Annotated in this window: 17 protein-coding genes; 3 read left to right on the top strand and 14 right to left on the bottom strand. The window is 60.5% G+C overall.

Annotated features, from left to right (window positions below; genetic code table 11):
- Window positions 1-31: 31 nt before the first annotated feature.
- The 4 genes from VSP_RS30010 to vccB all read right to left on the bottom strand — a co-directional run bounded on the left by VSP_RS30010 (window position 32) and on the right by vccB (window position 6,127).
- Window positions 32-3,658, bottom strand: a complete 3,627-nt coding sequence (locus VSP_RS30010) for a polysaccharide lyase family 8 super-sandwich domain-containing protein (RefSeq protein WP_009965391.1) — start codon at window positions 3,656-3,658, stop codon at window positions 32-34.
- A 189-nt stretch (window positions 3,659-3,847) separates the two neighbouring features.
- Complete coding sequence (gene vccD / locus VSP_RS30015) at window positions 3,848-4,486, bottom strand: Verru_Chthon cassette protein D (RefSeq protein ID WP_029190878.1); 639 nt, start codon at window positions 4,484-4,486, stop codon at window positions 3,848-3,850.
- Window positions 4,476-5,597: a Verru_Chthon cassette protein C gene (vccC, locus tag VSP_RS30020; RefSeq protein ID WP_044135145.1), complete on the bottom strand. Its 1,122-nt coding sequence runs from the start codon at window positions 5,595-5,597 to the stop codon at window positions 4,476-4,478. The genes vccD and vccC overlap by 11 nt, the downstream gene beginning before the upstream one ends.
- A gap of 17 nt (window positions 5,598-5,614) precedes the next feature.
- Window positions 5,615-6,127: a Verru_Chthon cassette protein B gene (vccB, locus tag VSP_RS30025; RefSeq protein ID WP_157211139.1), complete on the bottom strand. Its 513-nt coding sequence runs from the start codon at window positions 6,125-6,127 to the stop codon at window positions 5,615-5,617.
- 507 nt (window positions 6,128-6,634) lie between these two features.
- Here vccB and VSP_RS38070 point away from each other — a divergent pair.
- The gene (locus tag VSP_RS38070) at window positions 6,635-7,213 is read left to right on the top strand and encodes a sigma-70 family RNA polymerase sigma factor (protein WP_009965395.1); all 579 of its coding nucleotides are present in this window, start codon (window positions 6,635-6,637) and stop codon (window positions 7,211-7,213) included.
- A complete protein-coding gene (locus tag VSP_RS30035) occupies window positions 7,210-8,655 on the top strand; it encodes a FecR domain-containing protein (protein ID WP_009965397.1) in 1,446 nt (481 codons plus the stop codon). Before VSP_RS38070 ends, VSP_RS30035 begins: the two co-directional genes overlap by 4 nt.
- Before the next feature lie 42 nt (window positions 8,656-8,697).
- On the opposite strand, the gene VSP_RS30040 is transcribed toward VSP_RS30035, so the two are convergent.
- The 4 genes from VSP_RS30040 to VSP_RS38075 all read right to left on the bottom strand — a co-directional run bounded on the left by VSP_RS30040 (window position 8,698) and on the right by VSP_RS38075 (window position 13,041).
- Entirely contained in the window at window positions 8,698-10,242 is a 1,545-nt protein-coding gene (locus VSP_RS30040; protein WP_009965398.1) for a sulfatase, read from the bottom strand.
- A 408-nt stretch (window positions 10,243-10,650) separates the two neighbouring features.
- Window positions 10,651-10,977, bottom strand: coding sequence for a helix-turn-helix domain-containing protein (locus VSP_RS30045; RefSeq protein WP_009965400.1), 327 nt, complete (start codon window positions 10,975-10,977; stop codon window positions 10,651-10,653).
- Between the two features lie 25 nt (window positions 10,978-11,002).
- Window positions 11,003-11,563, bottom strand: a complete 561-nt coding sequence (locus VSP_RS30050) for a PEP-CTERM sorting domain-containing protein (RefSeq protein ID WP_009965401.1) — start codon at window positions 11,561-11,563, stop codon at window positions 11,003-11,005.
- A gap of 176 nt (window positions 11,564-11,739) precedes the next feature.
- Window positions 11,740-13,041, bottom strand: coding sequence for an AraC family transcriptional regulator (locus VSP_RS38075; RefSeq protein WP_157211140.1), 1,302 nt, complete (start codon window positions 13,039-13,041; stop codon window positions 11,740-11,742).
- A gap of 174 nt (window positions 13,042-13,215) precedes the next feature.
- On the opposite strand from VSP_RS38075, the gene VSP_RS30060 reads away from it, so the two are divergent.
- Complete coding sequence (locus VSP_RS30060; RefSeq protein WP_009965403.1) at window positions 13,216-14,148, top strand: sugar phosphate isomerase/epimerase family protein; 933 nt, start codon at window positions 13,216-13,218, stop codon at window positions 14,146-14,148.
- A 69-nt stretch (window positions 14,149-14,217) separates the two neighbouring features.
- Here the strand turns inward: VSP_RS30060 and VSP_RS30065 are convergent, their stop codons facing one another.
- The 6 genes from VSP_RS30065 to VSP_RS30090 all read right to left on the bottom strand — a co-directional run bounded on the left by VSP_RS30065 (window position 14,218) and on the right by VSP_RS30090 (window position 26,214).
- Complete coding sequence (locus tag VSP_RS30065; RefSeq protein ID WP_009965404.1) at window positions 14,218-15,651, bottom strand: Gfo/Idh/MocA family protein; 1,434 nt, start codon at window positions 15,649-15,651, stop codon at window positions 14,218-14,220.
- A 15-nt stretch (window positions 15,652-15,666) separates the two neighbouring features.
- The gene (locus VSP_RS30070; RefSeq protein WP_009965405.1) at window positions 15,667-16,641 is read right to left on the bottom strand and encodes a 3-keto-disaccharide hydrolase; all 975 of its coding nucleotides are present in this window, start codon (window positions 16,639-16,641) and stop codon (window positions 15,667-15,669) included.
- 13 nt (window positions 16,642-16,654) lie between these two features.
- Entirely contained in the window at window positions 16,655-18,163 is a 1,509-nt protein-coding gene (locus VSP_RS38080) for a sulfatase family protein (protein WP_009965407.1), read from the bottom strand.
- A gap of 16 nt (window positions 18,164-18,179) precedes the next feature.
- Window positions 18,180-21,911: a PVC-type heme-binding CxxCH protein gene (locus VSP_RS38085; RefSeq protein WP_157211141.1), complete on the bottom strand. Its 3,732-nt coding sequence runs from the start codon at window positions 21,909-21,911 to the stop codon at window positions 18,180-18,182.
- 218 nt (window positions 21,912-22,129) lie between these two features.
- Window positions 22,130-23,683, bottom strand: coding sequence for a sulfatase (locus VSP_RS30085; RefSeq protein ID WP_009965410.1), 1,554 nt, complete (start codon window positions 23,681-23,683; stop codon window positions 22,130-22,132).
- A complete protein-coding gene (locus tag VSP_RS30090; protein WP_009965411.1) occupies window positions 23,680-26,214 on the bottom strand; it encodes a polysaccharide lyase family 8 super-sandwich domain-containing protein in 2,535 nt (844 codons plus the stop codon). The genes VSP_RS30085 and VSP_RS30090 overlap by 4 nt, the downstream gene beginning before the upstream one ends.
- Window positions 26,215-26,223 lie beyond the last annotated feature (9 nt).

Below are 26,223 nucleotides of genomic sequence, written 5' to 3' on the forward strand. Positions count from 1 at the left end.
CAACGGGGCGCTGTTCTAATGCCGCATCCAATCAAGGAAAGACAGGCTGCTGGCGCCAGGCCTGACTCAAAGCGAGAATCTCCTGCTGGCTGAGCGCAGTGTTGTACATGCGCACATCATCGATCCCGCCTTTGAAGTACCGGCTGCTGTTGTAGGTATCGCGGCCAATGTAGAGCGGTTCATTGAAATTCGCATTTACCGCCGTGGCACTCCGGGTGGCGACCAGGAGGCCGCTCCCACCGTCCATATACACCTTCACCGTCGTGGGATCGACGACCATCGCAACAAAGGTCCATACCCCGTCTGGAAGAGCAAGTCCTGTGGCGGTGTTCGCCCCGCCCCCTTGCCAGGTAGATCGCAACTGGTTGCCAACCACTCGCAGACCGGTCAGCGCGCTTCCCCGGCTGAAGGCGATGCCCGCGTACTCTGGCTGGTTGCCATTGCGCTTAACCCACCCGGTAAGGGTGAACTGATTCCCTGTAACCGGGGGCACTGGTGCCACGATGGCGTCGTTCACGCCATCGAACATCGCCCCGCCCTGGATCACTCCACCTGACCAGGCAGCTCCCTGCACAGCCCCATCGAGCCCGTTGCCAGACGAGTCCGCTGCGACCACACCGGTCGTCTCGTCCAGAGCCCAGTGTCCCACTGTCGAGGTGGAAGCGGGGCTGACCGGGATCGTGACATGAACGGGCGCCCCTGCATAGAGAGCGGCCTGATAGTTGCAGCTCGCGTCGTCGCTGGGATCAGGCAGGTTTACCGTCACAAGAACTCCGTTGGCGATGTCTGTCACCTGCACCGTCTCTCCAGGGCGTGGATAGATGCCCGGCAGGGTATAGGCATAGGAGCCAACCTTAAGCGGGGCATTGACGGTGATGTTGAGCTGGGTCGCCAGCAGATCATGTGTCGGATCCGTGGCGGAGAGATCCCAAGAATCTCCATTTCGACGCAATTGAACCAGTGCCGGACGGTCAACGCTCACCTGAAGTCCAGAGGACGTAGTGACTGTCGCGGCAGAATGGAATGCCAGTTGCACCACCCCCAGGGTGTGGTCACAGATGCCCTGCACGTTGTTTCCGTTGCTCACCACCTCCAGATTGCTCTGCAGATTAGCCAGGTAGCCGGGCATCTCGGCGGCAGTAATGTTCGGCACCACCACATAGAAGTACTTTGTAAGCCCTGAGGTGGCCGGGGTCACGCCGTGGCCGACGGCCAGGTGAATGATCGGAACCGAGGAGGTGTCCGCTGGATGGGTGTCCACAACGGCCGCCCCACCACGGATGTAAAGAGGCTGAGCCCCCTGAGGAAAAACCAGATAGCCAATGCTGCCCTGGTGCAGCCAGGTGGGCCCCGTGAGATTGACCGTCTGGTCGATAGATGTACCCGCGGTGATCGTGACCACCGGTCCACCGTTCACACTGTAGCTAAGACTTCCGTCCCACCGTGTCTGATCCACCGTAGTGATGATGTTCCTGTTCTGCCCCGTCTCCACCCGTCCAACGTTGGATCCCAGTGCGATGGCTTCAGCACCGGGAAAGAACCAGGCCTTGTCCGCCTGGGCGGCGGAATAGTGCGGGCTCACGGTCGTGAGGGGGCGGTAGCGCATGGCGGCAAATCCACAGGAGCCGTCGGACGCCATGCCTGCGTAGTTGCTGCCTTTGGCCGCATTGCTGCCTTCCGTCGGAATGGCATCCGTCCGCCATTCTTCCGTCAGGCCTGGCAGAGCATGCCAGTCCCAGCGGCGCTTGACATTGATATCGTATTCATTGCCTGTCACCTTAGTCTGGAGAATGCCGCTGCCTGCATGCCAGGACTTGCCTACGGCCTCAAAATCTTCCGCTCCCATGGTGCGATCATTGGCCATTTTCACTGAAAAATAGAAGGAGTCTGTGCTCGCCACCGCACCTCCTTCGCGATGAACCATGAGATTGCCCACCCAGAAAGGGAAATTGCCCGTGACGGACTGGGTACCGGCCGAGAGGGCGTTGCGCCAGTTGATCAAAGCGGCCTCGTTTGTGATCACCGTGGTTGGCTGTTTGGCGTTCAGCAGCGCGGTGACATTCCCGGGCAGTCCGGCCGTGAACTTGGTTTTGGAGTCTCCGTAGTAGGACCGACCGCTGACAGTGAAATCAAAGTCCTTTTTGTAGATCATCTTGTCGTAGGCATGGAGATACCGGTCTGCGATGAACTGATAGCCTTCGCTCCCCAGATCGATGCCGGTGTCTTTGAGCATCTTGTAGCTGATGCTGGGTTCGATAAGCCACTCCCCACCATAGGCCCACATGGCCGCATCGCTGGCGGAATCGGTGTGATGAGATACCGTGCCGTCGGGCTGGAAGCCAGACTGGCCAAACTGGTGTGCATTGCGGAACGCGTGGCGAACCCAGAAGACATAGTCATCCAGCACCCCATGCGGCGTCCAGCCGGGCATGTACAGCGCGGAGGGGAAGGAACTGTAGTAGCCTGCGTACCAATAGGGAATGTAGGTGATGGGCCGGTTGTAGTCAGCCCAGATCGCCGGCAGTGTCACCCATCCGCGGAATCGATGCCCCAAGTTGGCATCAGAGAAGGCACCCTCAGTATGATTGGTGTCGGTCAACTGCCCCCATCTGGCCCCCGGCGAATTAATTTCCCGATACGAGACCGGATTGCCGAACGACAACTGAAAGAACCTCACGAGGTGCTCATGAAGTGCCGTGGCCACAGCGTTTCCACTGCGAACATCCGCCAGCAGGTCCGGCATGAGCCAGACGGCGGGGCCGGTCATCGGATCCGTAAAGCGCCACTGGTGGGAAAGATCGTTGAACTTGATCACCCCTTTTTCATTGAGGCGGAAGAAGCCGTCCCCATAATCCGTGCCAATGGGGGTGCCATTGAACAAGACAGTTGCAGGGTCCACCGGGAACTTTTCCAGCAAGGCAGTCATGGCCGAGTAGAGCGCCAGCTTCAGCCTCGTGTGATTCGCAGGCGTTCCGCCCGGCCCATACATTGCCGACTGCTTGTACGCCTTGCCCAGCCCACCGATCTTTTTTATCACTTCCACCCACTGGTTCCCCAAGGCTCCATTCGTGTTGACAAAGTTGCTGATGGGCAAGGTGTAAAACGTGTACCCGCTGAAGCGGCCATTGTTGGCCTCGATCTCCGTCAGCATGGTGCCCACGGTCGCATCACTGTAGTTCCCCCCGCCCCAAAGATCCCCATCTGCCAGGGCATGGCTGCTGGCGAAGCTGAGGAACCCGTTCAGCAATGGTTGGGTGACTCCGCGAACCACCAGATTTACCGTGGCCAGGGTGCTGGCACCGCTCGACAGGGTGACCGTGAGCGGGTAGTCCACGGGAGAGGCTGACACCGACTGGCCCGCCTTCACCTTGAGCGCGCCAAAGAGACGACTCACCGAGTCACGCTGGTTCACCAGTTCAAACACGCCAGAGGGATCCGATGCGATGGCCAGGGTGTGGGAGGCAGGTATGGGAACCTGATGTGCGTTCTTGTTCTCCAGCAAATGAATCTTCCCGTTGACCTCCGCTCCCGCGGGGCTCCCCGTCTGAATGTCAAAATAGCCTGCGAACAACGTTTCTGCCGTGGCGGAAACGGGAGAACAAAAAAAAGCGGCCGCCCCGAGGAGGGCCGCCGCCAGTACTTTTCTGATTGGCTTCATTCGATTGTGGTTTGGGTTGAAGTTGGCTGCAATCACCACGCGCCCGCCCCCTCACCACCATTCCTCACGGGTTCACTAAGTGATCTGACAGCGACTCCTCCAAATGTCTGACTTCACCCTGTAGTTGCATAAAACCTCAGATCACCTCACCACAGACCAAAAAAAATCACGCCACAGGTGCACACCAGGTTAATAGAGCACCACCGCCCCCGTGTGGGCATTGATCACGAGGGTACGATAGTTGTCCGGCAGCGTCATTGGATCCGCTTCTGCGGACTTCGCCACATCTTTCTCCAGTGCGAAGGTTATGCACCATGTCGGGTCCGTTTCGCCTCGCGGCAACGTGGTGCCTCCTTCAGGTTTGAAGGCGAATACGGGCGGAGTTTTCACGGCATCTTCCACAGCATCCTCTCCCACCATGGAACTGCGAGACAGGATGTTCGACCACTCGCTGCTCTCCACCATGATGGTGGAGTTGTCCAGCAGGTTGACTTCCCCGTAAGGCCGCCACTTCCCGGTAGTGCGGTCCGGCAACATCAACTGCCAGCCCTGATGTAGCAGCGGGGCTTCCGGGCCCGGTGCCACCTGCCTTCGCAAGAACCGCACCCCGACCATCCGGTTTTCCCGCACGGCAAGCTGTGCGGCATAAGCCATCTCGTTGGTAAACCGGTTCGATGAGGACGTCAATTGCTGGGCCGCAAGCATCCCCCCCACCGACATTGAGGAAATCACCATAAGGAGAGATATCAATGCCACGACCACCAACATCTCAATCAGAGTAAAGGCTGGCAGGCACCGGGACTTGGTGGGAATCAGATCAGTTTTCACGGGAAGTTTCGAGCTTGGCGGCAGGAATTTGCACTATGGTGGTGAAGATCCTGTGACTGAGCCGGAGATTCGTCAGGTCAGCCCCCAGGTTCTTGATGTCTTCGTCGTATTTCGAAGCGGCGGTGAAGTACTTCGAAGTGGTCCATGTCCGGAGCTGGTCCGCAAGAGCATCCGCCTTGGTGTTGTCGAGCGCTGCCCAGTCCTCTTCATGCAGAGCCACCAGAGTCAATCTCACCATGGGGGGGAGCTGGTGCCGGCACTTTTCCGCCAAGGTCGTGGCGTCCGGCCACTGGTGGCGTCGCGTGTCATAAATGTAGGCGGGCGCGAAGGAAGTATCGACGCCGGAGACTCCCACGATCGATGGCGACAACGGCTGCACAACAATCGCCAGAATGTTGTCAGCGAGGGGTTGGGAGTCTTTACCCAGATTGGTCTTGAACCACTGATAGAGGTCCTGTTGCGACTTCTGGGCTTCTATCCAAGGCACCGGCAACGCGTCAGCCGCCGCACCAATGAGGGAAGTGGCTTTGAAAAGTGAAAGCCTCTCCGTTGGCTGTCGAAACTCCATCAATCGGAAGCGCTTGCGTTCGGGGCTGATGAGTGAGGATGCGAGAAATCCAGGGCGTCGGGGCAAATCCGTGTCGTAGGTTACATACCATCCCCATCCGTTGAGGAGGCTGTCCAATCCCTCAGGCCCGGAACCCGCTGGACCAGTGCCAGGCTGGAGGTTCTCCCCCAATGGTGCCTGGAAAAACACTGCGTGCCCTGAAGACGGCTGTTGAGAGCCAAGAAGAATCGATGACGGGCCACTCACGTAATGAAGCTCGGACTGCCGCTGATAGAGCACAGGGTTTCCGCTCGCATCTATCTTGTAACCCCAGTAGGAGTTCAAAGTGGCCTGTGAAAGACGGGCAGAGATCGCCTCAAACACCGCCCGGGCCTCCCGATACTCCTCCGTCCGGGCCTTGGCATGGCCCCAAGCCCTCTGAGTACCCGTCAGCACTTGTGTGAGCACCAGCATCAAAACAGCGATCACCGCCACGGAAACCAGCAGTTCCACAAGCGTGAACGCCATCCTCCGGCTGGAGCAGGGGTAGGGAGACTGGATCATGAACATGAGCGTGGGTGTTACTTGGAAGCTACGGTGGGCGCCGGAGGCGCACTGTCTGTTTGGGCCACCAAGGTTTGCGCGTGGCGGCACCGCTCAGGTTTGAGGAAAGCTGCGTCAGGCCGCGGGCTGTTCGTCACCATGATGCGCACCGCCCGAAGACCTTCGTTGGACCCCGTGGCCCCGGGGAGCGGTTCCGCATCCGTCACATGGACCCGTGCTGTGAAAATAACTCCGGAATCGCCCTTGCTTACGCGGGCACCCTGGCTGTCAAAATGGAAGTCCACCCCGGCGGCATCCGCATCCAGCTTGGTCACCTCCGACCAGCTTCGCATCCGAAAGTCCGCAGAGATGGATTGGACAATTCGAGCCTCGGCCGTGGTATTGCCGGCCTCTCGCATTGTTTCAAGTGAGACGGGCACAAGGCCTACCAAGGCCACGAGCACCGTGGCAGCAATGCCGACTGCAATGGTAGTTTCCACCAGGGAAAACGCCTGGGGGCGGCGAGATGGATGATGGTGCATGGTTCTCATGATCAAAAGCGGGTGTCATGCTGCGACACGGCAGCGAGTGATTGAACTGGTTTGTCTTGTCGATGGGGCAATTGTCGTGCCTTTGTGATGACATGTGCAGTTGCGTGTGACGGTTACAAAGAATCTTCTCCACTGCCGACTCCCAGCGGAACTACCGTCATGCAAATCCGGCCGAAGCTGGATCATTTATCCATTCAATTCACCCCGACCGGGCCCGGTATGAACGTTGCCGTCCTTTCCTTGAGCTATTGCGTGATCCAATTGCCCGCCAGCACTATCAGGCATTTGCGGGCAGGGCGTGTGCGCCCAAGGCTCTCCGGTCGCAAAGCTGCCCCTTGCACCGGGGCAGATCCATCCATGGCATTTCAAACACAATCTCCCATCGTGTTTTCTAATACTAACACTGACAGCAACTTGGTACTGGAAGTCGCGCTGAATGACGGTTTATACTGTGAACGCCAGCAAGATATCGTCTATTGAATCGTTCCCACCGGGGTCAGACTACCTATGGGCAACCTCCTCCCCAACCCAGCCACCGGCCCTGCCGCCCCATCGCCAGACGATGGTGCAGCGCATGGCATGGTCTCGTTCGACCAGGAGCTAAACCGCCATGCGGGCACCTTAAAACACTATGTGCGGTCATTGATGCCGGGGTTCCACGGGGCGGATGATCTCGCCCAGGAAGTATTGCTCAAAGTGTGGGAAAAAAAGAATGAGTTCACGCCAGGCACCAATTTCAAAGCCTGGATTTTCCAGGTGGCGCGTTTCTATGTGATGAACCAGCGGCGCAAACTCGCCCGTTCAAACGTGATCCTCCTTGATGATGAACTGCTTGACCAGATAGAGTGGCAGTGGATGCAGGAGGATATGCCCGACTCGGAGGCCGAACTGGAGGCTTTGCAGAAGTGCATGAGCTCGCTCAGCCAGTCGGATCACCAATTGCTTCACATTCGCTATGCAACCAAGACCCCGCTGGAAACATATGCTGAACAGGAGGGAGTGCGCACTGGCACCCTGAAAGCCCGACTGTTCCGGCTTCGGGATGCGCTCCGGCGCTGCATTGAACTTCGCCTTGGCACACCATGAACTCTGGTTTTACCGAAGATCCCCACCACCTTGAACGTGCCCTGAACCTCCTTGTTGAGGGGCAGCTTTCTGAGGTTGAATCTCGCGCGCTGCAAGAGCGAATGAAGTCAGATCCGGCGCTTCTGGCCAAATATTTGGGCATTGTGCGGATGGATTCCCTGCTGCGAGACTTCGGCTGGCGGACGGAGGACGAGCCCATGGCAGCACCGCTCCAAAGGACTCAAAACAAACACCGTACCCGTTGGTTGCTGCTGGCGGCGACGGTGGCCGTGGTAGCAGTGATTCCACTTGTTGCCCTCTGGCGCACCTCGCAGCGGCACGCCCCTGCCGTGGCAACGCTTCCGTCGGTCAAGTTTTCCCCTACTTCAGTATTTGAGACGGTCTCGCCCCAGGCCACCGATGATGGACAACTGCGTTTCGGCGATGCGGTGGCGATGAGCGATGGCACTGTCTCCATCCGGCTTCCCAGTGGGGTGGAAGCGGTCATCAAGAGCCCGGCCCGCTTTGCCATCACCGGGCAGAATCGCATTCAACTCGACAAGGGGATCGCATGGTTCCGGGTGCCTCAACCGGCCAAAGGATTTGCCGTGGACCTGCCTTGGATGGAGGTGGTGGACCTCGGCACCGTCTTTACCACCCAGGTGAGTGAGGAGTCTCATGAGGTACGGGTGGATCAGGGTCATGTGGAAGTGCGGGTAAAGAACCCTTCGGCAGCCCAGCTGCCGATTGCCTTGGTGGGTGGTCAAACGCTCGTCCAACAATTCCGCGACACCGCCCCTCAGGTGCAGTCCACCTCCAGCGCCACCACTTCACACGTTCATGAAGAGGAAGCAAAGGTGGTGTTTAAGGAGATGCTCAAACATGTGCCTGACCAGTCCTTTGCAGAACGCCAGGCTCTGGTGGGGAGCTGGACCATCCGGGAAGGCATCGCCAGGATCCGGAACGGCCGTTTTAACGCAGACTCAGACTTAACGCATCTGGTGGGCGAATTCTCTGCACCCGTGGAAAAAGATTCCAATGCCATTGTGATCCTTTCGTTCAAATCCGTCTCGCCAACCTCCCTGTTCCACTCCAAGGGATTCGCTGGCGTGAGCTTGTTTGATCACGAAGGCGAGATGTTCTTCATAGGAGACCGCAGTACCGACACCTACTCCTGGGAAGTGGTCACCTATGGCAAAAACTTCCGCGGGCCGATGGACATGCGGACCGCGTTCAGCCTCTCCACGCAGGGCAGCGAAGCCACCTTCACGCTTCGTTACCGTCAGCGCACCGGAGAATTCGATGTCTTTAAGGGATGGGGCGTAGAAGGCATGCCCATCCTCAAAGGAAAGTCGGATCCGAACATGAGGATCGACCGTGTACGCATCGCCAATGGAAGGGGCGGCGACTTCTCCTTTGAGAACATCCAGGTCTCCGTGGTTCACGAAAAGGTGTCCGAATAGGAAACCGGGGAGAGATACCCATCGGCAAATCCAGCGGCCTCACTATTCCTTGTCCCCAGCGGTGCCGCCTCCGCTCAACACAGGGTACCATGTACGCCCCTCTTTGACGGGAGGCGTAACGCCGGTGGGCGGGAAGGTGGACTGGACCGCCTTGTGCAACTGGTTCTTGAGCGTGGCCACTGTTTGAGCCAGTTCAGGGCGGCTGGCCAGATTGGCAAGCTCCTGTGGATCGGCCTCGTGATCGTAGAGTTCTGCTCCCGCGCGACCTTCATCCCACTCCGTGTACCGCCAGCGGGTCGTGCGAAGGCTGTATCCCACAAAGGAGTGCTGAGGTGATTTGCCTGAAGCAGGTCTGATGCGGACATCTACCGCGTTCGCACGTGTAACCTGGGTGAGCGCCCATCCCCTGCCTTTGGCGAGAGGGTCCTTGAGCAATGGTACCAGGCTCTGCCCCTGCAAACTGGCAGGTGCGGGAACTCCGGCCAGCTCGGCCAGGGTGGGATACAAATCCACAAGACTCACGGGCTCCTTGACCACAGCCCCCTCCCGCGCCACCCCCGGTGCAACGATCATCAAGGGCACCCGAGCACTGGCCTCAAAGAGGCTCATCTTCTGCCACAAGCCGTGTTCCCCCATGTGATAGCCGTGATCGCTGGTGAAGACGATGATGGTGCTCTCCGCAAGACCCAGTTGCTTCAGCTCTTCCACCACCCTGCCCACCTGCGCGTCCATGAAGCTGATGCTCGCGTAGTAGGCTTGAACCGCCTGCTGGCGCAGATCGTCCGTGAGCTGGTCCTGTTCTTTTTTGTAGCTCACCAGAGCGGCCGCCGGCACTTCAGCAGGCACTTTCTCGACCGGAGGATACAACGGCATCTTCTCCACCGGATAGAGGTCGAAGTAGGCCTTGGGTGCGACATAGGGCGTGTGGGGGCGGAAGAACCCCATCGCTACAAAGAAAGGCCGGGACTTGTCAGCCGCACACCGTGACAGCAGCCACCGAGCGTCATCAGCCACCATGCCATCCGTGTGCCGGGCGTCCGCGCTGGGAGAAGCCAGCCAGCTCAGCGTGGCGCCATACTGTCCCGGCACAAGGGAGAAGATATCCCGCTCCTCGTCCAGATGGTCCACCCCCACCGGGTTCGCGGTAACTTCCCACGAAGCGGGATCATCGTGCCCCGCAGTACCAATCGACTTGGGAACCCCGTAGTGGTACAGCTTGCCAACGCGACCCGCGAAGTATCCGGCGTGCCGGAAGGCCTGCGGCAGACTTACGTGGTCGGGAATCGTCTGTCGGAAGGTCGTGTGGTTGCCTGTGACGCCGTTTGCGTTGGGATACAGCCCCGTCAGAAAGGAGTTGCGACTCGCCCCACAGACCGGGTAGGCGCAGTTCGCACTTTCAAACCGCACCCCACTTGCGGCCAGCTTGTCCAGATTCGGGGTCTTGGCGATCGGATCCCCATAGCACCCGAGGTAGGTGTTCAAGTCATCGGAGACGATGAACAGCACGTTGCGCGCGCTCGCAGCGGAGGCCGCGGGCATGACAGATAAGCAAAGCAGGGCAGCGGCGTAGATGAGGGGAGGCTTCATGAGAATTGAGTGGAGGGATGCATGCGTCTCCCTCTGTAATGTCTGTGGCCCATCCACGGTTGCGGCGTCTAGCTGCACCAGTTTGGAGGGGGCAGGTGCGAGTTCTGACGTGGTTCGTTGCTGGCCGGAGATGCGTCCCCCATGGCGCAACTGATCCCTGCACCGCTGACTAACCGGGCCATCAAGGCTTGGGCTCGCGGGGCAAATCCCTCAACCGTGTCCCCGGCACGAGGGAGTTGTGGTGCCACGCGACTCGGTGGCGTGCCCGTCAAAAAGCGAGCCGCCACAATGAAAAGGAACGGGTTGAAAAGTGCGTGGATCTTGAGGGATATCCCCTGCCAAAAAGTGTCCAGTTTGCGGCGGCCGGAGCTGCTCCTCTGAGCGGCCCTGACTTGTCACGCGCCTTGCTCAGGCCGCCTGATTGGGACAGGAGGTTCGAGGAGGTACCTCGCTCTGCGCCAGCAACAGCACCGGGTGGTTCGCAGTGCGCACAGGCGCGATCAGCCCCCCAATCCCATGCACCATAAAACGACGCCGGACTGTCTCCACACGAGTGGGGGTCACACCAAAGCAGGCGGCGGTTTCCTTGAAACTCCTCCCTTCTCCGATGAGGAGAATCATCCTGGCAGCACAGGCTGCATCCAGAGAGACCCCTTGGGGCCGGGTGGCAAGATGTTCCAAGCGGCTGGCGTATCGCGCCAGCAGTTGAGCAAAGCCGGTGGTTGATTTTTGCATGAATGTCTAAGGTTTGAGTGTCACTTCAGGCTGCCGTCCTCCTGCGTCGGCGGAACATGACGGCCGCTGCCCCTGCGGCCAATAGCAGCATCCGGGAGGGCTCCGGCGCAATGGATGCCACCAGCGCTCCACCTGTGGTGCCGTCTTGAAGGGCGCTGATCTCCCAGTACAATCCGCTTGAGGCAATGTCCGGCAGGTCGAAGTTGCTGCCGGCGTCTCCGCTGCCATCACGCTGCAGCAGGCCGAGGTTCCAGCCGATCAAAGTCAATACCCCCGTCCAATCGATCAGGGTCCAGCTTTGACCCGCAGTGGCAATGAAACCATCATCGAATGTCACCACGATATTGCTTTTGCTGTTCAGCGAGAGGTCCCCGGTGATGTGAATCCGGTCACCGGTCTGATTTGCCAGCGAAGTGCCGTGGATGAAAAGACTTGCAATGGTGACAGCCCCGGTTGGATTGTCCACGGTGGGGGTGCCCCCTACCGGATTGAACGTCAGGCCGTTGCCGACGTTCAATGTGCCTCGGCCCACAATCGCGGCAACTGGACAGCCACATTTGAAACGAGTTGACGTGTTGGAGCGCATGATGGAGTCGATGGGATAAGACTGCTCGCGATTCCGTCTTCGCGATGAAGGACGCATTGCGCCCGGATGAAGAAGAATTGCGTCAGTTCAAGAGCCAACATTTTCCCGCCCGTGGCGGCAACCGCCAGCCGTGGACATAGGAGACAACTTAACGGTTGCACCTTGCAACCCTTCCGCTACGAAGAGAGCATTCTGAAAGCCGCATCCCTGCCGGAACGCCTGTCAGGGCAGCCATGGGAGGCCCCCGCCCGGGACATCATGCGCCGCCAGTTCCTGCGATGCTCGCCTGGAGGGTGGCCCACCACTTTTTTGAAAACTTTGCTGAAGTGCTCGAGATGCTCGTATCCACACTGCTCCGCCACATCCACCATGGGAATGTCCGTCGTCTCAAGCAACTCCTGGGCACGCCGGCACTGCACTCTCCAGATCTCAGCGAGGAGTGTGCGGCGTACGGCCGCCTTGAACCTCATCTCCAACTGACGTCGGGCCAGGGGCACGCGCCCCACCACTTCTGCAACACGCAGGCCGGCACAGGCTTCCTGCTGTATCATCCGCAGAGCCTTTGCCACATAAGGGTCCTCCACGGCAAAAACATCTGTGCTGCGCCGCCAGGCCACTCCCGCTGGCGCCAGCTGGTAGATCTTGCCCGTCACAGCGGGCTCCCCTCCCATCCAGCGGTCCAAGAGCTGCGCAGCCCGGTAGCCGGCACCCTCGCCGTTGAGAATGATGCTCGAAAGCGGCGGCGAGGCCAGTTCTGCGATGGATGCATCGTTATCCACTCCTAGAACCGCCACATCCTCCGGCACACGAATGTTGCTGACCAGGCAGGCGTTCAGCACCTGCAGACCCATCCCATCATCTCCGGCCCAGATGCCCAGGGGCCTGGGCTGGCTTTCCAGCCACTTTGCAATGATCTGCACCGCACGCCCGGCCCCAGACTCCCCCGGGTTCAGCAGAAGATTCCCACACCTCTCGCCACGCGCTCCCAGCAGCCGCCGGAATTCCTCCCACCGCTCAAGAGACCACTGCTGCAATGAGTCACCAACAAACGCGTGATGCCGGAAGCCGCGATCGTCAAAACACTTCAACGCCAGATGAGCTGCCAGCAGCGGATCCTGCGACAACGTCGGAAAGAACGGCTCCTTGAGGGCTCCGCTGATGTTCACCACAGGCAGGCTAAGTGACTTTAGCTCTGCCTCCACTTCCTGGGTGTCAACCCGCGCAATGATACCCTGCCCCCGCCATGACCTCAAACTGGGCGGCGGCATCTCGAAGCGGCGGCGATGGATGATGTAGAGAGCCCACGGTTTCTTGCTTTCACGCTGGTACCTCCCAATGCCTATGAGGAGATCACGCGAGTATGAGCCCGCGTCATCAATCAATACCGCAACCTGCTGGCTCCCTGGGCCAGAATCACCTTGGGCCCTCACCCCATAACGGGATGTCGGGAAGCCATTAGGATGGTTCGTCGTTTGCATTTGAGTCAACGGTCAATGTTCTGCGAGAGAATTCGGTTGCAAAAATCTCATCTCGATCTGGTCCGGCACAATCCGCACGCAACCACTTCACAGCCTTGGACATGGTAAAATGTCGGGTAACCGACGTGAGGAACGCCCTCCGTCCCCGACACTTACTTCAACCATCCCATCCCCATGCAACTTGGCTTTGTATCCGCCATTCTCCCTGAACTCACTTTGGCTGAGGTCATCGACTTTGCCCGCGGCGAAAACTTTTCCACGATCGAAGTCGTATGTTGGCCCACGGGCAAAGCCGAAAGGAAATTCGCCGGCGTTACCCACATCGATGTCGCAGATTTGACCGGGGCACGCTCTCATGAAATCCAGACACGCTGCCGTGAGGCTGGAGTCGGCATCAGCGCATTGGGCTACTATCCCAACATGCTCGACCCTGACCCCGGCATCGCCAGCACTGCTGTCACACATTTCAAGAAGGTCATCGCGGCGGCGGCAGCACTGGGGCTGAATACCGTCAATGGATTTGTGGGGAGGGACTGGACCAAGTCCATCGACGAGAACTGGCCCACCTTCCTCTCGACCTGGCGCCCCATCGTGAAGTACGCAGAGGACCACGGGGTGAGGATCGGCATCGAAAACTGCCCCATGTCCTTCACACGGGATGAATGGCCGGGAGGCAAAAACCTTTTCACCACGCCGGTCATCTGGCGACGGGCCTTCAACGACATCGACTCGCCCAACTTCGGCCTCAACTACGATCCCAGCCACTTTATCCTTCAAGACATGGATCCGATCAGCCCTCTGGCAGAGTTCAAGTCCAGGCTTTTTCACGTCCATGCCAAAGATGTGGCCATTGATCGCGCCGCCCTCAATCAGGTGGGGCGCTTTGACTTTCCCCTGAACTGGCACCAGCCCCGGATACCCGGATATGGCAGCATCAACTGGCCGCAGTTCATGGGAGAACTCATGCGCATCGGCTATGACGGTCCCGTGTGCATAGAGGTGGAGGACGACACCTTCGGAAAATCACTCAGCGGAAGGATGCAGGCCCTGCGAGTGTCTCGTAATGTCCTACAACCCTTTACAGTGCCTGTCCGTCAGGCTGCCTGACACTGGGGAAGGGACAGGGGCCGGGGCAGCACAGCCTCCGGTCCCCGCACCTCAGCACGTGACAGGTTGTTACACCGGGCTTTCCCAGCCTTTGCGGTACGCGCGCTGGATCCAGCCCTTCGTTTCGGGACGCCCCTTCACCTCCAACTGACCCGCATCCCACTCCAGCTTCTGCCCGGGAATCCGCTGGGCCAGTGTGCCCACCAGGATCATCTCTGTGAAGGGCCCCGCGACCGCGAAGTCGGACTGGCCGCGCTCCACCTTTCCCGTGATAGCGTCGTACCATTCCTGGTAGTTATCCTGGCGGACTGCCCGGGGAATGGTGGGTTCTGGCCATTTGAACCCGTCCAGCTTGTGCACCGCCTTCAGCGTCCAGGTGGCACGCTCGCGGGAGAAATAGAGACGTCCATAGTCGCCAACAATGACGGTGTCGTAGTTCCTGAAACCCTCCCCACTCATGACGGCGTCATCGGGGTGATGGTACTCCTCATTCTTTTTGGCAAGCGACCATGAATTCCGGTCAAAGCTGGCATTCAAGTAGCCGTCGTACCAGAAGAACTTGCACCCGGCCGCTGAGCTGTGCCTGGAAGGGGCGAACTCCCAGGTGATTTTGGAACTGATCGGCGGGGACCAGTCCGTCCCCCCCTGCTGCTCGGCCAGGACTGACACGGGGTCACCCGGCATCGTGGCCCACCAGCCGAGGTCGAGAATATGGCAGGCCATGTCACCCAGCGCGCCGCATCCGTAGTCCCACGCACCCCGCCAGCCAAACGGGGCCAGCTTGCTGCTATAGCCCGTTTCCGGAGCGGGACCAAGCCATTGCTCCCAGTTCATCCATGCCGGGACGGGCTCCGGCTCTGGAGGTGTGGCGATGCCCTGCGGCCAGATGGGACGGTTCGTCCACCCATGCACCTCACGCACGCCGCCAATGACGCCGGCTTGAATGAGTTCCACGCAACGCCGCATGTGATCCAGCGCATGAGCCTGGTTCCCCATCTGCGTCTTGACCCCGGTCTCACGCGCCACACGTGCCAGCGTGCGGGCCTCCCAAAGGCCATGAGTCAGCGGCTTCTGACAGTACACGTGCTTCCCGGACTTCATCGCCAGGCAGGCGGCGTGGAAGTGGTGGTGGTCTGGTGTGGAAACGGTCACCGCATCCACCCTGTCCCCAAGGGAGGCGAGCATCTCACGGTAGTCCGTGAAGAATGGTGCCTGAGGATGCATTTCCCGGCTCTTGCCGGAGCTGCGCTCCACCTTGTCATCGTTGATCTTCCGGGAATCGACCACGTCCACGAGCCCCACGATCTCAAATCCCGCGTTCATCGCTCCCTGAAGGTCCGCCGCCCCTTTGCCACCGATGCCGATGGCCGCCAACGTGGGCTTCTGAAGCTTGCCCCATGCCCGTGACGGGATGAACTGAAAGCCGAATGCCGTGGCGGCAGCTGCCGCAACCCCTTTGACAAAATGACGCCTGTCCAGACTTTGAATTGATGGTTGTTTCATAGTCATCCCCTGATTTCAATCCCTTTTTTTCACCGGCTGCAGCACCATGTTCCGGTAGTCGATGTTGGTGTGGTCTCCCTGCAGCATGATGGGCCCGGGCTGGGACTCATCACTCTGCAGTGCCCCGCCAGTGCAGCCCAGAACGGGTTGATTGTTGATGAGTGTCTGGCCGTTGAGGACCACTGTGACGTGCTTGTCCACCAGCGTGATCTCCAGCTTCTGCCATTCCCCCACCGGCTTTTCGGCGGCGACCGCGGGAACGATGCGGCTGTAGAGCGCCCCCATGTTGTGTGAGTCCAGCGGCTTCCCGAATGTCTCCGCAATCTGGATCTCGTACCTGCCACGCAGATAGATCCCGCTGTTGCTGCCCTCCAGCGTGCGCACGTCGGTGGTCAGTCGGAAGTCTTCATACTCAGCCCGCGTGCGGACATTGCCGAAACGCCGCCCCTTCTCCTTCACCACGCGATTGGACAGGATGCCGCCCCTCAGGGTCCATCCGCTCTCCTCCTTCCCCTCTACCAGCGTCCATTTGTCAGGGAAGTCGTCGTCAAGGAGAGGCTCAGGGGTGCCGTACTTCACCTTTGCCAGATCCGGCGTCGGCGGCAGGGGTCCGCTGTCCCGTCCCTCAGCCCTTGGCCCGGCCTCCGTTTCGCCGTTGAGTTTGAGGATCGAACTCTCCAGCTTCAGTCCGTCACTATCCCGGCGGGCCACCACCTTCAAGGTCGGAGACTCTCCGCCGCGGCTGGCCACTGGACGCTCCACGAGCAGGGTATCTCCCTGGAGCTCGATCTTGCTCACTGGCAACACGCTGCCCGTGCCCCACATGAGCGCTCCGGTCAGCCCGGACTCTTTTTCCTCCACCCCCAGCCATCCGGTGCGGCCGTCCTCCAGGGTGAGCGCCCAGCGACCGGCAAACGGGTTCTGTCCCGCTTGCAAGGGCAGGACGGCAGCGATGAGAGAAAGAACGGAGACAGCAAGGTATGGCTTCATTTGAATGGCGCGGTCAATTGGTGGGTGCGGGTTTGTTTTGAGCAGGTGTCATGAACCATGCGGGAGTGCCAAACCACTGGTCCATCTCCCGCGCAAAGGGCTCCACCACGCCATCCGCCTCCGGTGTGGCACCGCGGTCGCCAGTCTCCACCATCCAGGTGTCCAGCGCCGCCCTCAGGCGGATCAGCGCCTCACGGTGTGACGGTTCTGTGGAAGCAGCCAGATTGCGAATCTCATGCGCGTCTTCACTGGTGTCGTACAGCTCCTCGCACGGGCCGGTGCGCTGCATGAGCTCCAGAGCCGGTCCGGTCAGCGTGCCCTCCGCAAGCATCTGCCTCATGACAGGCATGATGGCGAAGCATTTTTCCTTGTACCGGTTGAGCGAGGCAAAGGTCGGGCCGGTGCTCAGGGTGCGGATGTAGTGGAAGCGCTCGTCGTGCACAGAGCGGATGCGTTGTTTTGTTTCATCGATTCTGTCCCGCGCGGCGAACACATAGCTGCGTGCGTGCTGCGCCTCCGGCCCAAGGAACACACGCCCCTGCATAAGAGGCGGGCGATCCACGCCTGCCAGGGCCAGGGTGGTGGCGGTCACATCAATGAGGCTGAGCAGACGCCCGTCCACCGTGCCGGGCTTGATCTGCTCCGGTGCGGGGAAGTTCTTGGGCCACCTGATGATCATCGGCACCCGCAGGCCGTTGTCGTAACACCAGTGGATGCCTCGGGGCTCAAGCCGTCCGTTGTCGCCAAAGAAGAGGATGATCGTGTCATCTTCCAGACCGTCTGCCTTCAACTGCGCGAGCACCTTGCCGAAGCGTGCATCCATGCCGGACACAGAGTTCAGGTAGCGCGCCCACTCTTCACGCACCACCGGATGGTCCGGATAGTAGGGAGGCGGCTGCACGTTCTCCGGCGTGGCATGTTTCACGTGCTCCCGCTCGCCCACCCACTCCACGCGCGGCTTCTCGGCACTCTTGCGGTCGTAGATGTCATACTCCGACTCCTCAGCATTTACCACGGCGAAGAAAGGCTGCCGGGACTTGAGCTCGCTCCAGTCCTGGGTGCCGGCATCATAGATGGGGCCCTCATTTACGAAGTTCAGATCCAGCTTGCCCGTGCCAACGGTGCCGTTGCCAAGCGTCTTGATGTTGGCGGTGAAGAACCCGGCATCCTTCATCCAGTGGGTGACCGGTCGCACCCCGGTTGGGAGGCGAAACGCATCATTGCGGTGTGACCGCATTGGATGAGTGTCCGTCGTAGTCTGGTACATCCCGGTGAAAAATGCGGAGCGACTGGGGGCACACGCCGGGTTCGTTGAAAATACCCGGGTGTACCGCACCCCTTCCGCGGCCAGGCGGTCCAGGTTGGGCGTATGCACCTGCCCCGCCCCGTAGCAGCCCAGATCATGACTGAGGTTCTCCCCCACCAGCCAAAGAATGTTCGGCCGCCTCTCGGCAGCAGGCAGACCCCCAGGTTGCAGGAAACCAACCAACACCATCAACAGCAGATTTTTTTTCAATGACATCCTTTTTCTCCTCCGTTTACTTGCACTCCTTGAGATAGGCGGCCAGATCCGCAAGGTCCTGCGCCGTCAGGCCGAGCTGGTCTGCGGACAGCATGAGGGACCGGTTGAGCGGCAGCGTGCGCTTGCTCAGGAGGGTTCGCGGAATCATCTGTGTCATTCCGCCCATGGACCGCACTGTCAGCGGGTCCGCCGCACTGATCAGGATGCCCTGCACCTCCCGCCCGTCAACCAGCGGAACGCGCTCCCCTTCAAATCCAAGCGCAATGCTCTCTGATGGATTCGTCACGGCAGTCAGGAAGGCCTCCAGGCCCTGGTTGGCCACCCAGCCGTCCAGATTGGGTCCGTAGTCCACTCCCTGCCCTTGAATGGTGTGGCACATGACGCAGCGGGAGGAGAGTACCTTGCCGTTGGCGGCATCCCCTTTGAGCTGCGCGATAGCGCTCACTGGGGGCAGAGCGGAGTTCTTGGGTGGCTCAGGCACCTTCACCTCCTGAATGACCACTTTGTCCGGATCATAGATACCCTGCTCCTTGAGCACCTCGCGCCCACCGAACTCCTCCCACTCATCTGTGGCCCGGATCAGCAGCCACGCATCTGCCATCTGGGCAATTCCAGGGTCGGAAGAGCGCAGTTTCACCATGGCCTTAATGGCCGGCCTGCTGCGGGTAAAGGCGATGCTGTCCACCGCCAGTTTGCGGGCCTCAAAAGGCAGCGTTTTGCTCTCTGCGCGCTGGATCAGGGCAGGGATGGCTTCCGGTGCCTGCAACCTCCACGTGATGCGGGCGAACGAGGGCGTCCATTCCAGCGCCTGTGGCGCTTTCTGCGACTCAAAGATCTGGGCCCACAAAGGTGCCTCAATGCCTTCAGCCGCCAGACCACAAGCTTCCAGGTAGGTGCGGTCTTTCCCGTCATAGGTCTCCAGCAGCTTGGCCACCAGAGGCTGCTTGAAAGGTGCGGGCAGTTCCCGCAAGGCTACCGCTGCCTCACGGCGCACGGCCGGACTGGGATCGACCACCAACTGTTGCAGGATGTCCGGATGCGCAACCAGGTCATACCCGCTGCTGCGCAGGATGCGCAACGCCAGGAGACGCTGATCCGGCTCTCCACCTGCGAGTTTCTCCCGCACGCGAGCCAGTCCACCCTCGCCCAAAGAGGGGAGCAACCACGCCCCGCGTGCCCGGATGACGGCGTTCTCATCCGCCAGCAGCTGGCCGATCGCCTGCTCAGCCGTGGCGGACTGCTCTGCGGCCAGTTCACGAAGTTTCGTTAGACCCTCAAACCGCACATTTGTCGCCGGGCTCTTGATGAGGGCGATGGCCTGCGCAGCCGGGGATAGCGAGGCCAATTCCTCCTTCTCCGTGGCCACCTTTGGCTGGAAGCCCTTGGGGGCAATGCGGTAGATGGCACCAGAAAGCGAGTCATCCTGCGTGCCATGGCCGCCCACCTTGAGGTCAAACCAATCTGCCACATAGAGCGCCCCATCCGCACCCACCATCACATCACTGGGACGGAAGGAGGTTCCTTCCTCCCCCACCAGGAAATCGAACCGCTCCATCTTCTTGCCCGCCCCTTCGGCCTTGGGGTAGTAACCATAGAGCGTTTGAAGACGGGACTCCGCGCTGACCAGCATGCCTTGATATTTGGCGGGCAGGGCTCCGTTCTCATAGTACGCAATGCCCGTGGGCGCACCCCGTCCATAGATGTCTCCCGGCGGCAGCGTACCCGGGTCTTCCTGCCGCCACTCTGCGACTGCCACGGACTGTCCCCGACGCCGGTCTGCCTCCCACGTGCGTTTGCCGCTGCGTGAGAAGAAGCCCATGAAGCTCCCCTCCATCAGCCAGGTGGTACGGCATGCGGGCGGGTCGTCGTTGTCGTTTTGATAGACATCTCCCAGGGAGTTTACACAGTGCTCATAGCTGTTGCGGAATCCATGCCCAATCATGCGCAGCTTCGTCCCGTCCGGCTCCATGGTGGCGGCGAAGCCTCCCGTCCAGATGCGGCCGTCGTCACTCTTAGCACCAGCGATTGCGGCACCCGGGCCATAGGGCCCACCCACCCGGTAGGTCACGCCGTCCCTGGTGGTGAACTCCGCGCCAGTGTTGCCCTGGTTGATATGCCACCGTCCGTCCGGCCCGGCCACCACTGCATGCAGGCTGTGGTCGTGGTTGGCCCCCATAAATCCCGTCAGCAGGTTCTCCCGTTTGTCCACGGCCGGGTCAAAGTGCAGGTCCCCGTCCACATCCGTGTACACAATCAGGTTTGGCGGCTGGGCTACGACCACCTTATTTCCAAAAACCGAAACTCCCAGCGGCGAGATCAGCTCCGGATCCTGCACGAAGACGTGCGACTTGTCGGCCCGTCCGTCCTGGTCGGAGTCTTCCAGCACCACAATCCGGTCACCTTCCGGACGGCGGTTTTTTTTCTTGCGATAGTTGACACCTTCCGCAACCCAGATGCGCCCCTCCTTGTCGGTGTCCATGTTGGTGGGGTTGAAGAGCATCGGTGAAGACGCCCACACCGTGACTTCGAGGTCGTCTGGCACCTTGATCTTGGAAACAGGCACCAGTTCGGGTTTGGTCAATACTGACGGTTGCAGCGGGGGAGAAGCAGCCTCGGCAGGAGCAGCGGGTTTCGCGGGAACGGGGGCAGCGGGTTGGGGGATCCCCAGTGCGTCGGGCTGCGCCTCTTGCGGCTCAGGCTTGGCAGCTGGTGCTTTCTTCTGCTTCTTTTCCACCGCTGCCTTCCGTGCGGCGGCGTGCTCGGCCACGGTCGGCACGCTGCCGCGGGGAAGCTCGTCCAGCTCTCCCGGTTTTGGCAGGGAAATGCGGCCGGCATTCTCGCCCTTTTTATCGAGATTGGCGTTCAAATCGTCCTCCGTCAGGGGGAGTGATTTCACCCCACCCTCCGGCACCTCCATGCCAGCACACCAGACGATCGCGTTGAGCACGAGTTTGCGGTAGTCATCCAGCGCCCAGTTGCGGTGATAGTGCCCGCCCGTGAAGCCCACCCCGCGACCACCATTTTCGCGTTGGGTGCCCCACATCAGGGTCTGGCTCTTGCCCAGTCCGTCATACCCTGCCTGTGTCCAGAGGTTGTTCACCGCCACCATGTTCTCCCGGCTGGGCGTGGCCGTGGCCAGGTCCAATACCCCGGCCTTTTCCGGGCGGAAGCGGATGTTGTAGTAAAACTCATCCCGCGCGCGGATGGGCGCGGAGATGCCACGGGCCACCGGGTGATCCGGCATCGCCGTCAGATCAGCCACCCAGAATGGGTTCACGGAAAAACCCGACTCAAACGCCCCCCCGGTCCATGGCCGGTAGTACTTCTCTCCCATCTCTGGAGTGGGATGCACGGCATAATGCAGAAACATGAGCCCGGTGCCGGAGTTCGCCAGCGCGTCCATCTCCTCCCAATGTTTGCCAATGACCTTTGTGGCCGAGTCATACACCACCACGGCCGCAGCTCCTTTCAGCAGGGAGTCATCTTCCGGCCAGCCGGAAACCACCTCCGCCTTCACCGGCAGGCCACTTTGTTCATTGAGCGCCCTTGCCAGCAGCAGGCCTCCAGCGCGGTACTCGTGGGCTCCGGGACCATGGCTGGGAGCACCCGCCAGAAAGATCACCCTCTTCACCGCCTCCTGCGCCGGCAGCACCGTCGTTGCGGCCAGGGCCAGAAGACAGGGCAGCCATGGTTTTGCGATGAGATTGCATCTCCGGTCCCTGAATATCAGATGTCGTGAAGTACTCATGAGAAATATTGAGGAGACCTTGTAAGGCAGGTTTCCATCCATCGAATGTTTCGGACGCGATTCTGGTTGCATGCTTTTCATCAGACACTGGCGCATGCCCCGGGTTGGGACGCCCGCACGGTGGTTTGGCACCGGAGGTGGCATGGCGGATCTTTCCATTTGAAGAGGCAGCCAGGAGGCCTGAGGCGACCAAAAAACAAGGAAACAACAGCCGCCTTTCAGGGCTCCGGACCAGCTGGGTTCCCCAGCTCCGCAGAGAGCCGTTGCCGCATTTCGGAGAGTTTCTCCTGGCTGGCACCGTCCCCGGCCAGGTTTTGCCACTCATGCGGATCCCGCATCGTGTCGTAGAGTTCTTCCTCACCAGTGCGATAGCGGATGTAGCGCCACCCGCGGGTGCTGAGAGCATGGTTGCCCGGATCAACGGTGGTGAGTACCGCCCGGCCAGTGTGGCTGTCTGGGTCATTCACCAGCGGCAGCAGGGAGATCCCTTTCACCTCAGACCGCACCGGGGCGTGGCAGATCTTCATGATCGTTGGATAGAGATCGATAAGACTCACCGGTTCGGCACAGGTTTTCCCCACAGGGCCACCCTGCTGCCGGGGCGGCACGATGATCAGCGGCACCCGCGTGGCCTGACGCCATGCCGTCCACTTGCCCCAGTGTTTCTTTTCTCCCAGGTGCCAGCCGTGATCGCTCCAAAGGATGATCCAGGTGTTGTCTGCATGAGGTGAGGCATCCAGCCTGTCGATCAACCGCCCCACCTGACGGTCCACATGCGTGATGCAGGCCAGATAGGCCCGCACCGCCTCCTTCCACTGGCCGTGCCGCACCACCAGATCATGGGTGCCCGCGGTGATGGGGTCCAGCGCCGTCTCGCGGCCCACCGGACCGAGATCATTAAGGTCATTTCCAAGAACCTGAGGAACCTGGATGTCCTGCACCGGCGGCAGGTGCTTGAAGTCCACCTCCGGGGCAAAGAGGGGAATGTGCGGCCGATAATACCCCACCCCCAGAAAGAAGGGCTTCTGATGCCGGGCTGCGAGCTTCTGAAGCGCCCAGTCCGTGATGCGCACATCACCCATATCCTCATCTGCGACGGGTGCCGCCCCCCAGTCAAAGGACTCCCCCTCCCGCCCTTGGGCATTCCTTTCGCTGGGTAGCCCGTTCAAGGGCAGCACCCAATCCCTCCCACCTGGCCCGGCCTTGATCACATGCCGGGGGGCCTCGCTGCCTTTGGTCGGCAGCTCCTCTTCGTCATACTTCGACTGCGTCTCCGTGAAGGGACTCCAGCGCTGCTCCGTGCCAAAATAGTCATCGAACCATTGCGACTGGGTGCTGTGGTAGAGCTTGCCGGTGCCTAGAGTTTCGTAGCCAGACGCCGCCAGACGCACTGGTAACTGCTGCTCTTTGACGAGCGGGCCGCCCCTGGTCTTGCCCCAGTTGCTGTACACACCGCTCTGCTCCGGCTTCAAGCCCGTAAGGACGGCCGTCCGGGAGGCGAGGCACACCGGAGCCGCGCAGTGCGCATTGGTGAACAGCACCCCCCTCGCCGCCAGACGATCCATGTTAGGCGTATGAGCCTGCGGATGCCCCTTCATGCACCCGATCCAGTCATTGAGGTCATCCACAGCAACGAACAGCACATTGGGCCGTGCGACAGGCTCGTCCGCATCCTTCGCCAGGAGTGGCCCCACCATCCATGCCACCATGGCGGTCGCGGCCAGCCGCCTCCGTGCGAGGTTTTTCCACGCTACACTTTTGAGGATCATCATTCCCGAGGCTCCAGTTGAAACTCCAGCCCTTGTGCGTCCGCGCACCTCAATGTGACCCGCGTGGTGCGGCCTTCGACAGAAGCGCTGACGCCCTCAGTGCTCTTCCCGACTTGCCACGCCCCCTTGAGCACCAGAGTCAAAGGTGTGGGCACCGGTGCCATGGGCGTATCATCCGGCCTGCGGGATTTGTTGGCGTACTGCCGACCTTCGGTCCATCCCAGATCCGGATGACATGCGGAGACGCGCAGCCGTCCAGCGCCCAGGTCCCTGGTCATGACCAGACAGGGGGCGCTGGCCTGGCTCAAAAACTCATCACCCAGCAACGCATCCGCCTTCGCCACCGCGTAGCCCGTCACTCCCAGCCGAAGTTGGCGCACCACGTGCGCCATTGCGTCCTGTCTCAGCACCCGGTACTCCTGCTCCGCCTTGCCCGCAAAGTCCTCCAACCCGTCCCGACCGGACCGCACCAGCACCACATACTCGCAACTCGCGTTTTCAGGAGAGGCTCCATGATCGACCCAGGCCGTTGCGACAGGCCCGCGAGATTCCCGGCTGGCTGACTGGTTCATGGATGCCTGCAGGGACCGGGACACCACCACCTTGTTGCCGGCGGGGATGTAGTAGCCGTTGCCGGCTGCATCCACCAGCCGGGAGGCTGCGGCATCAACAGCTTGCGTTGTTTCCGCAAATCCCGTCACCATCCTCCCCTGTTCGAACGTCGGCGTCTCCGCACCGCTCAAGGCTGTCTGGTAAAGGGTGGTCGTCACCGGATGTTTCCCGTCACCATTCCGGATGCCGCTGGTCAGCATGACGATCTGGTTGTCGAAGAAGAACGCCGTTTTCAGCGCCTTGAGCGGAGCATCACGTTGATCAGGCGTCGCCTCAGTGTAATCCATGACGAACATGCCCTGCCGCTGCTCCAATGACAACCCTCCTACGAAGGTCGCATCACTGTAGGGGCGGTTGAACGAGCCCCCCTCCTTGTCCATGGCCAGCATCTCTGCCGGGGTGAGGTGGCGCGTTGTCGTACTCGGCACCCGGCACCAGTCCCACCCTGCAGGGGCATAGCCACTCTGTACAGCGTTGACCCAGGGTTCGCCTTTGCCAAAGATCATGAGGCTCCCGGCCCCGTCATGAAAGCCAAAGACATTCTCCCGGCGCGGGTCCTTCCGGGCGTCTGTAAGCGAGCGCTCAAAGGCCCACCAGTACCGGCTTGCTCCCTTGATGCTCACCATCCAGTCCTCCCTCCGATGTACGGAGAGCGGCCCATAGTTGAAGGCCCAGTGTCCGGTGGGGTCCGGCTCAGCCCCGAGCCCCATGGCACGCTGCCTCACTTCCAGAAAATGTGCGATGCATCCGGGCCCGGGAGTCACCTCATCACGGTGCCCGGAAAAGGTGCGCCGGGGCAACCCGGATGCCATGTACGCCTCGTCCGCCAGTCTGGCCAGCATGCCCTGAAATTCGCTCTGTCGCGGATGCTTCAAATCTGCCAGATAGCCATAGCCCAAGAGCACGTCAGGGATCACTGAAGCAGAGGAAAAACGCCCTCCCAGGGCCTTGTGCATGTCGTACTTCTGCGAAATGACGCGCAGCACGTCCAGACCGCGTGCCACGTGACTCACCGTCTCCGGGGGGCAGGCAAATCCTGTGTCCTGCAACAACCAGGCGGCAAATGCTGCCTGCGCCATGGTGAAAGCAGCGTAACCCGCCGGATAAACGCCCATGTGATGATGCCCCAGTCCATCCGGCTTCAGGGTGTCAAACGTATTGGACTCCGGTAACATAGACCGGCGCAGTTGCTCTCTGAGCATCTTCAACCTGGCGGCATTCCCCTCCGCCAAAGCTGCGGGCAGGCTGACATTCATCACCACCCTCACCCCGTCTGCCTGGAGATAGTCCGCCCGCAAATCACCCGTTTTTTCAGGATGGCTCTCAATCTCCCAGCAAGTGTCGATCGCACGCTTGAGCCGGTCAGACTCTTCCAGCTCTTTGCGCATCAAGAAAGTGGCCAGAGCATAACCGGAGGTGCGCAGGATGAAGTCCACCACCATGGCCTGGTTGGGGTCCCGCACCGCCACCTGCTGTGGCTTCCACGGCAAATGCATGGGATGACGGAAACCACGCTCATGCAACCGGTCGAACACCCGCATCAGCACATCATGCACCTCCTGGCTCCGATACCAGGGGTTGGGAGTCTTCCGACTTCCTTCCAATTGATAGGCAATGCTTAGCGCTGGAAGGGCTGAGGTGACCAGGAACCGCACCTCCTGCTCATCACCACCCCGCTTGGTGGTGTCATACAAGGCACCAGCCGGTACGGAAGCCAACAGAGGACGCAGCTTGCCCATGGCCTGCTTCGACTCCGCCAAAACCTGCTTCAAGCGGGCCTCCCCAAAAGCATGGGCGTAAGCTTCCTCGCTACCGCCCAACACCCAGTTCAGGTAGCGCGCACGCACCGTCTCCAGATCCTGCGCCTCACTCCCCGCCAAAAGGCTGGTGCCGAGCAAAAGCAGCAGCAGGACCGGCAGCATCCTGCCGGC

It is taken from the genome of Verrucomicrobium spinosum DSM 4136 = JCM 18804 (assembly GCF_000172155.1).
Taxonomy (GTDB): Bacteria; Verrucomicrobiota; Verrucomicrobiia; order Verrucomicrobiales; family Verrucomicrobiaceae; genus Verrucomicrobium; species Verrucomicrobium spinosum.